The organism is Streptomyces sp. UNOC14_S4 (assembly GCF_020740835.1).
Taxonomy (GTDB): Bacteria; Actinomycetota; Actinomycetes; order Streptomycetales; family Streptomycetaceae; genus Streptomyces.
Window position 1 is genome coordinate 1 of sequence record NZ_JAINFC010000357.1, and the last position, 8,012, is coordinate 8,012.

General features: G+C 71.0%; 6 protein-coding genes and 1 pseudogene. 4 read left to right on the forward strand and 3 right to left on the reverse strand.

Annotated elements, in window-relative coordinates; genetic code table 11:
- Window positions 1–1,677, forward strand: a pseudogene (locus tag K6I34_RS26255) (glycosyl hydrolase); the annotation flags it as partial.
- Window positions 1,678–1,801: 124 nt separating this feature from the next.
- On the opposite strand, the gene K6I34_RS26260 reads toward K6I34_RS26255, so the two are convergent.
- Together K6I34_RS26260 and K6I34_RS26265 are read right to left on the reverse strand one after the other, a co-directional pair.
- On the reverse strand, window positions 1,802–3,475 hold the full coding sequence (locus K6I34_RS26260) for an ABC-F family ATP-binding cassette domain-containing protein (protein ID WP_229329195.1): 1,674 nt from the start codon (window positions 3,473–3,475) through the stop codon (window positions 1,802–1,804).
- A gap of 242 nt (window positions 3,476–3,717) precedes the next feature.
- Window positions 3,718–4,113 (reverse strand): glycosyltransferase, encoded by a 396-nt coding sequence (locus tag K6I34_RS26265; RefSeq protein ID WP_229329197.1) that lies wholly within the window; start codon window positions 4,111–4,113, stop codon window positions 3,718–3,720.
- 484 nt (window positions 4,114–4,597) lie between these two features.
- Between K6I34_RS26265 and K6I34_RS26270 the strand changes: the two genes are divergently transcribed.
- From K6I34_RS26270 to K6I34_RS26285, 3 genes are all read left to right on the forward strand, one after another.
- Window positions 4,598–5,755, forward strand: a complete 1,158-nt coding sequence (locus K6I34_RS26270; RefSeq protein ID WP_229329199.1) for a PP2C family protein-serine/threonine phosphatase — start codon at window positions 4,598–4,600, stop codon at window positions 5,753–5,755.
- Window positions 5,756–5,938: 183 nt separating this feature from the next.
- On the forward strand, window positions 5,939–6,157 hold the full coding sequence (locus tag K6I34_RS26275; RefSeq protein ID WP_229329201.1) for a hypothetical protein: 219 nt from the start codon (window positions 5,939–5,941) through the stop codon (window positions 6,155–6,157).
- 885 nt (window positions 6,158–7,042) lie between these two features.
- Window positions 7,043–7,189 carry a hypothetical protein gene (locus K6I34_RS26285; protein WP_229329203.1) on the forward strand — a complete coding sequence of 49 codons (147 nt, stop codon included), beginning with the start codon at window positions 7,043–7,045 and terminating at the stop codon, window positions 7,187–7,189.
- A 7-nt stretch (window positions 7,190–7,196) separates the two neighbouring features.
- Here K6I34_RS26285 and K6I34_RS26290 read toward each other — a convergent pair whose 3' ends face one another.
- Window positions 7,197–7,739 (reverse strand): DUF6368 family protein, encoded by a 543-nt coding sequence (locus K6I34_RS26290; protein WP_229329213.1) that lies wholly within the window; start codon window positions 7,737–7,739, stop codon window positions 7,197–7,199.
- Window positions 7,740–8,012: the final 273 nt, after the last annotated feature.

Below are 8,012 nucleotides of genomic sequence, written 5' to 3' on the forward strand. Positions count from 1 at the left end.
GCCTACAACGGCTTCTACGGCAAGCAGAACGGGACCTGGCAGCGGCTCTCCTCCCTCGGCGACCTGCCTTCCGGCAGCGCCCACGTCGGCAATGTGACCTTCGCGGCCGCCGCCCACGGCTCCCGCCTCTACGCGGTCGACCAGTCCCCGGCACAGACGGCCGGCAACCCGGACAGCGGCCTGAAGGGCGTCTACGTCTCCAAGTCCGGCTCGCCCGCGGGGCCGTGGACGCAGATCGCCGACTACCCGAAGCTCAAGGCGTCCGGGTCGGCCCTGCAGACCGCCGGCTACATGCCCGGCATCCAGTCCTGGTACAACCAGTTCCTCCAGGTCGACCCGGCCGACCCCGACCACGTCTACCTCGGCCTGGAAGAGGTCTTCGAGACGAAGAACGGCGGCACGAGCTGGATCACCCCCGGCCCGTACTGGAACTTCACCTTCCCCTGCTGGAGCGTCGACCCCGCCAAACGCACCGGCGACTGCTTCCCGACCACCCACTCCGACCAGCACGCCGTGGCCATCGGCAGCGACCACGGCAGGACCTGGGTGTACGTGGGCAACGACGGCGGCATCTACCGCCGGCCGCTCAAGGGCGCCGTCGACTCCGGCGGCCATGCCAAGGACTGGCAGTCGCTGGCCGACGGCACGATCGACACCCTCCAGTACTACTCGGTCGGCATCGGAAGGGACCGTACCTACGGCGGCGTCTCGGTCACCGGCGGCCTGCAGGACAACGGCCAGTCGATGCTGCGCGGCCGCGACAGGGTCATGGGCTCCAACTTCGGCGGCGACGGCGCCGACACCATCACCGACCCCGCGAACGGCTGCAACATCGCCCAGGAATACGTGTACCTCGACATGTGGGTCACCCAGGACTGCGGCGTGAACAACGGCGCCTGGAGCACCGACCCCGCCAAGGCCACCGAGTACGAAGTGGCGCCGCCGGACAAGGACCTCGGCGGCAACGGGGCCCGCTTCATCGCACCGATCGCCTCCGACGCCAAGAACACCGACACCTGGATCGCGGGCGGCCGGCACGTCTGGGTGCAGACCAAGGGCTTCGCGATCCGCAGCGGCGCGGAGTGGAAGAACGCCTTCGACCTGGGCGGCGGCCATGTGGCCACCGCCGTCGCGGCCTCGGGCGGCCGGGTCTACGTCGGCTGGTGCGGCCCCTGCAACAACCAGGGCTTCACCCGCGGCATCGCGGTCGGCAACACCGACGGCACCGGCTGGCACCAGCTCGCCCTGCCGGCGGACGGCACGGTCCCCAACCGCTACCTCTCCGGGTTCGAGACCGACCCCGCCGACCCGCAGCACGTGTTCCTGGCCGTCAACGGGTTCTCCCGCACCTGGACCGAGGGCCCCGGCGCCGGTATCGGCCACGTCTTCGAGTCGCGGAACGGCGGCGCCGACTGGACCGACATCTCGGCGAACCTGCCGGACGTCCCGGCCGATTCGATCCGGCTGCTGCCCGACGGCGGGCTGGCCCTCGGCACCGACCTGGCCGTCTTCCACCGTGCGCCCGGTGCCGGGCAGTGGAAGGTACTGGGCCACGCGCTGCCCACCACGGCCGCGCTGCAGATACGGCTCGGCCCGGACGGGCGGCTCTACGCAGCCACGCACGGACGGGGCATCTGGTCGTTCGACGCAGAGCTCCTGGAAGAACGCCGGGGCTGACAGCGGCCGGCCGTGGCCTGGGCGAGCAGGCCGTCTTTGGCGAGGGCGGACTCGACGTCGCCGCTTCCATGGCTGCCGCTCCAGCCGCGGCACTTCCGAGTGCTGCGGCTGGAGCGCCGCGCTTTCACCCGCCTGACGAACGGGCCGCGCCGGACCGGACCGCCGGTGCCGGAGATCCGCCCACCTCCAGACGCGGCCAGTGTGCGAGATCCCGCAGCAGTTGCCGGTCGTGCGTGGCGATGACGACGGCGGCGCTCGTGTCGCGTATCGCGTCGGTCAGCTCGTCGACCAGCGCCGACGACAGGTGGTTGGTCGGCTCGTCGAGCAGGAGCAGCCCGGGCCGCCCGGCCAGCGCCAGCGCCAGGTCGAGGCGCCGTCGCTGCCCCTGCGACATCCGCCCGACCGGCGTGCGCATCGCGTCGGAGTCCAGCAGGCCGAGCGCCCCGAGCGGGACGGCGTCGGCGTCGCGGAGCACCCCGCGGGCCACCAGCCGGCCCACGTGGCGGGCGTATGCCTCACGGACCGTGAGTGAGGGGTCCTGCGCCGCGGTCTCCTGGACGACCCGGACGACCCGTGCCCCTTGCGCCGTTCGGACGTGCCCGTCCGTGGGGTCGAGCGCACCGGCGAGCACCGCGAGCAGCGTGGACTTCCCGGCACCGTTCGGTCCGGTGACCAGGAGCCGGTCGCCGCCGTCGACGGTGAGGTCGACCGGGCCGGCCAGCCGCCCGTCGACGGCGATGCCGTGCGCCCGCAGCTGCGGAGCCCCCGGCCGGACACCCGGGTCCGGCCACCGCAACGCCCGCGGCGGCTCCGGCACATCGATCCGGTGCGCCTCAAGGGCGTCCTGCTGCCGGTTCAGGGACTGCACGACGCCCGGTGCGCGGGACTGGCGCTGGTGCTTGCCGCTCCCTTTCTCCGGCCGCCAGCCGGTGGAGAGCCGGTCGCGGGCCTTCGAGACCGCCTCCTGCAGCCGCCGGTGCTCGCTCTGCTGCTCCTCGTGGTCCTGTTCCCAGCGCTCACGCTCGCGACGCCGGGCGTCCTGCCAGACGTCATAGCCGCCGGCGTACAGGCGCGGCTTCCCGTCGCGGGTCGGGTCGAGGTCGAGGAACCGGTCCGCGACGTCGCGCAGCAGCGCCCGGTCGTGGCTGACGACCGCGAGGCCGCCGTCGTGCTCGCGCAGTCTGCGGGTCAGGAAGTCCAGTCCGCCGGCGTCGAGGTGGTTGGTCGGCTCGTCGAGCAGCAGGACGTCGTGGCGCGCGCTGAGCAGGCAGGCCAGCCGGACCCGGTAGCGCTGCCCGGCCGACAGCGTCGAGAGCGGACGGTCGCGGTCGGTGCAGGCGCCGAGGGCCGTCAGGGCGACATCGACGCGGCGTTCGGCGTCCCAGGCGTCGAGCCGGGTGGCGGCCTCGAGCGCGGCGGCGTAGCGGTCGCCCGCACGGGGGCCGCCCTCGGCCATGGCGGTGGTCGCCTCGTCGAGCGCGGCGAGGGCCGTGAGCGAGGCGGCCAGCGCCTCGGACGTCAGGGTGCCGACGGTCTCGCCGTCCCGGGCGGACAGCTCCTGGCGGGCCAGGCCGATCGTGCCGGTCCGGTGCACGGTGCCCTCGTCGGGCGTGATCAGTCCGGCGAGGACGTGCAGCAGCGTCGTCTTGCCACGGCCGTTCTCACCGACGACGGCGAGACGTGACCGGGCGGAGACGGTGACCGAGACGTCGTCCAGAACGCGCCGGGCCCCGCGGGTGACGGTGACACCCTCGGCGCGGACGTGTGCGCTACCGCCCGCCTCGACAGGCAGGGACATGGCTTCGGGGGTGGGGTTGAGGTTCAACGGATGCTCCGCAGCTCGCAGTGGAGCCAGGCAACGCAAAACGGCCGCCCGGCAGGAACCGGAACGGCGAGCGCGGATTCAGCAGAAAGAGCAGGAAGAAAGGCGCCGCCGTCAGCGGGCCGAACGAACCTTCTGCGACCAGATACCTCGTGCCATAACCAGCAGGTTAACAGCAGCGGGGTAGCGGACGCGGCGGCGGCCGAGCGCCTCATGAATCACACACTGTGCCGCAGTTCCGTGATGTCGAGCGGTGGCAGCTGTGTCAGCTCGGCGCCGGCGGCAGTCATGGCGGCGCCGTAGCCGGAATTGCCGAGGACAGCCGTCATGGCGTCGGCGATCTCGCCGCGCTTCGCCGTGAGTTCCAGCGCGCGGCCGAGGCCGATCCGGGCGAACGCGGCGGCGTTGTCGGGCTGATCGGCGAGAACGCCCATGCCCAGCACGGCCGTTGTGCCCTGCACCGCGTCGAGCAAGGACGCCCGGCCGCCGTGCGTCACGAACAGGTCGGCACGGTGCAGGAGCGCGGGCTGCGGGACGTGCTCGACGACCTTGATGCGGGGGTCCGCGCTGCGCAGCTCAACGGCGAGGTCTCCCGCGGACACGACGGACCGCACGCGCCGAGGGCGGGGGCGTTTCGTAGAACCACCGGACCGGCGCGGGGGTGAGCATCGGAGGCAGTACGGGGGTGTCCTGCCCATGTCGCTTGTAGAGAGGGGTCAACGCGGGCGCGATGTCGGTGTCCCAGAGATCCAGGAGCACCGGACCGAGACCGTTGTCCGCCGCAAACACAGGCAGGTGCAGGACTTTCGCCGCAAGATGCGCGCCGAGATCGCTGCACTCGGCGATCACCAGATCGGGCCGCGCCCGTGTCCACTAATGTCACGGAGACTCCAAGAGGTTTCACTGACGCTGGCTGCGGCGATCCGATCATGGCGCATCGGGCTCGCGCCCCGTGTTGCCCCCGCTGGTAGCGGGGACCGTGAGCCGGTCGTCCTCCAGCCCCGACGCCGCCCGATCACAGTGAGTGACTATCGCTGGCTCCCTCCGGAGTGCAATGCGAGGCTGGAGGGGCGATCGGCGATCGTCGAGGGGAGTCGCATGACCCGCGGAACATGTGACACCGCGCGAAGCGGTCACCCGCGTCTGCGGCGCCGGTCGGAGACGGGCGGCTGGACCCTGACCGCGGGGCTGGTGGCCGCGGTCCTCGCGGTCCTGCTGGTGGACATCGTGACCGGACCCGATTTCCGGATCATCCATGTGTCCGTGATCGCGGCCATCATCGCCGCCATGTACCGCACCGTGCGGCAGACCGTGGTCGTCACCATGGTCTTCTGCGTGTCGACGGGCGTGGTCTACGCCTACGGCTGGAGGGAGGCCGGGCTTCTGACCAGCTATGCCGTCGTCCTGGGCAACGTGGCCATCGGCGCCGCCCTCGTGCGGCTGTGTGCGCTGCGCCAGCAGCACGATCATCTGCTCGAGCAGGCCCTGTCCGCCTCCGAGACCGTCCAGCGGTTCCTGATCCGCCCGTTTCCGCTGCACACCGACGATGCGACGGTCGACGGTTTCTACCACTCCTCCACGCAGGAGGCGCTGGTGGGCGGTGATATCTACGAGGCGCTGACCACCCCGCACGGCACACGCGTACTCATCGGCGATGTACTGGGCAAGGGGCTGCCGGCGCTCCAGGCGGGGATGGCCACCCTGACCTCTTTCCGGGAGTGCGCCTACGACGAGCCCACCCTGCTCGGTGTGGCCGACCGGCTGGAGCAGGCCCTGCTGCGGCACATCCAGCGGGCGGAGCAGGACGCGGCAGAGAGCGGGGAGAGCGGCGGGCGACGATTCGTCACCGCGCTGCTGCTGCAGCTCGATCCCGGCGGGAGCGCACTGATCGTGCACTGCGGGCACGTCCCGCCTTTCCTGTTCACCACGGGCGGTGTCACCGAGGTCCAGCTCACCGCTCCAGGACTGCCCCTCGGGCTGGACGAGCTGGCCCAGGACTCCCGCGGCGAGCAGAAGATCCCCTTCGCCCCGGGGGACCGGCTGGCCCTGTGCACGGACGGAGTGACCGAGACCCGGGACGCGGCCGGCGCCGACTATCCACTCGCGGCACGGCTCCGCTCCTGGGCCGCCCTGCCCTCCCCGCGGCTCATCGAGCGGTTGCAGCAGGACCTGACGGACTTTGCCCGCCACGAGCCCCACGACGACACGGCCTTCCTCCTGGTCCGTCGGCACTCCTCGGAACGGGACGACGCCTGAGCCCGGCTCCGTGGCATGGGGCGGATACTGCGCTGTGCGCTCTGCTGACGCGCGGAGCGGAGGCGTCGGCGATACCGTGGGGTAGTTGGTCGTTTTCTGCCGGTACATCCTGATGTCCTGCTGCATCAGCAGGACGCCAGGCCGCTCTGAGCATTCCCGTCACCGAGGGGCTGGGAGGACGCGATGACCCACCGGCATACCTTGAGCGTGCTCGACTGGCATGACGACGGGTCCTCCACCTCGTCCATCTGGGTGGTCAGCGCCGATGAGCGCGAGCGCGTCAGGGATTTCCTGGGGCGTGGCCCGGACATGGAGGGCGTCGTCACCCCGGAACAGGCGGACGAGGCAAGGACGATCACCCGGTCCTGGCTGACCTGCGTCAACGAGGACTCCCCGGCCTGATCGGCGAGCTCGAACTTCCTGCTCCGCATGCCGGAGGCACAGGCATGACCTTCCTGTTTCGTGCGTGCTCGCTGAGACATCTGTTGCGGACCCGATCGGCTGGAAAGGGCTGTCGGCCCGGCTGTTCGGGGGCTGTGGCAGCGTTATACGGCACCCTGACCCAGGTGGCCGCCGCCGCCAACATGGAGGGACACATCGAGCTCTTTAGCGTCAACCGGGGTGGAGCGGTATTCCACCGCGGACAGATCCCCACGGGCAACGGCTGGTCCGGGTGGGCCCAGTTCGACGGCACCCTGCGACCCTGAAGACCTGATCTGTCCGTGGCAGGGAGCCGACGCCGGAACAAGCCCGCGACCCCGGAGGCCGTACGCGCCCCGGTCGGCCCTCGGCACGGTCGGCCGGCTTGAGTCCGAGGCCGGTCGGCACCCGGAGGCGCCCTGCGGCTCGTACGGATCGAGCTGCAACACACGCCGACCGAGGCAGGGCCCCGGTCGGCGTGACCGCCGTCGCGGATCACCACCCACGACACCCGCCCGGACGACCCGCACCCGCGCACCGCGGCGGGCCCCGCGGCCTGGCAGCGGCCCTCTGCAGACCGGCCCGCACCTGGCTGCGAAGGCGGGGCATCCGGCACGCCATCCCCGAACGGGCCGACCAGATCCGCAACCGACTCCGGCGCGGCAGCCGCGGCGGCCGTCCCTCGGCCTTCGGTAAGCGCTTGGTCGACGTGCCGGGACCGGGCGCCATTCTTTGCCGAGGGTGCCACTGTCCGGTTCTCCCTGGCCGGCGGGCACCGATTCGCCGACCGGACCCGGGCCCGGCATGCCGCCGTCCACGCGCTGCTGACGGCAGCCGGTGACCGCCCGGCCGCCTTCGCCCCGGACCGTGGCCGGATGGATCTTCCGCCATCCGGAAACCCTCACCGAGGCCGAGCATCTCCAACTCAAAGCCGTCCGGACGCACTGCCCCGAACTCGACGCCCTCACTGAGCACGTCCGCTCCTGGTACTACTCGCCTGAGCTGACCGGCTGAGTTCCGGCTACTTCAGCAGCCAGAAACCGGGCTGCTGAACCCATGCTCTGAGGAACTCAGCCGAACCGTACACAGCGGGCCATGGATCGGTCATCGTTGCGACGACGCCGGGAAGGTCTGCCACTATGGGCACCTGGTCCTCCCTCAATTCGGCGTTGACGACGCCACCGACCACGTCCATAACGGCGGCGGCCAGCAAGGCCGTGACGACGTGGTCGACTGGACGGTTACAGAAAGCGATGACATCGATGGCGTGGGTCGGCGTGAAGCCGATGAGAGACTCCTGATCGACTTCGTCGGCGTGCTCGGCCTCGAAGACAGCCTCGTCGCCGATGCCGGGCCCCATGACGGAGACCAGGACGGGCCGCCGTCCGTCGACGCCGCCGGTGTCCGAGATGCCAAAACTCTCCGCGTGAACGTTCAGGTCGTAATCGCCGACCCGCTTCTCCTCACACCGTGCCGAGGAGCGGACCAGAAGGTCGCGGAGCCGCTGAATCGCCGCGTGGGGGATGGCCCCGGCCAACTCGATCACCAACACCGGTCCACTCATGGAGCGAAGCCTAACCAGCCGCGACCGTCCTCCCCACCTCATTAATCAGCGTGCACACACCATAGAAGTTGGGTCAGAACCCGATATCGGGCCCCGGGTTCACCCAGCACCCTGTGAGCCGATGTGGGTGAGCAGTGGGGCGGCGCCGTCTTCTGTGGCGATGCCGTGGGCGAGTTCGGCCGCGCGGTGGCGGTGGACGGTTCGGTCAGGCAGGCCGTGATCGCGTCGCCGAGGGTTTTGGCGGTGAGGTGCTGGAAGGGCAGGGGTTGGGGG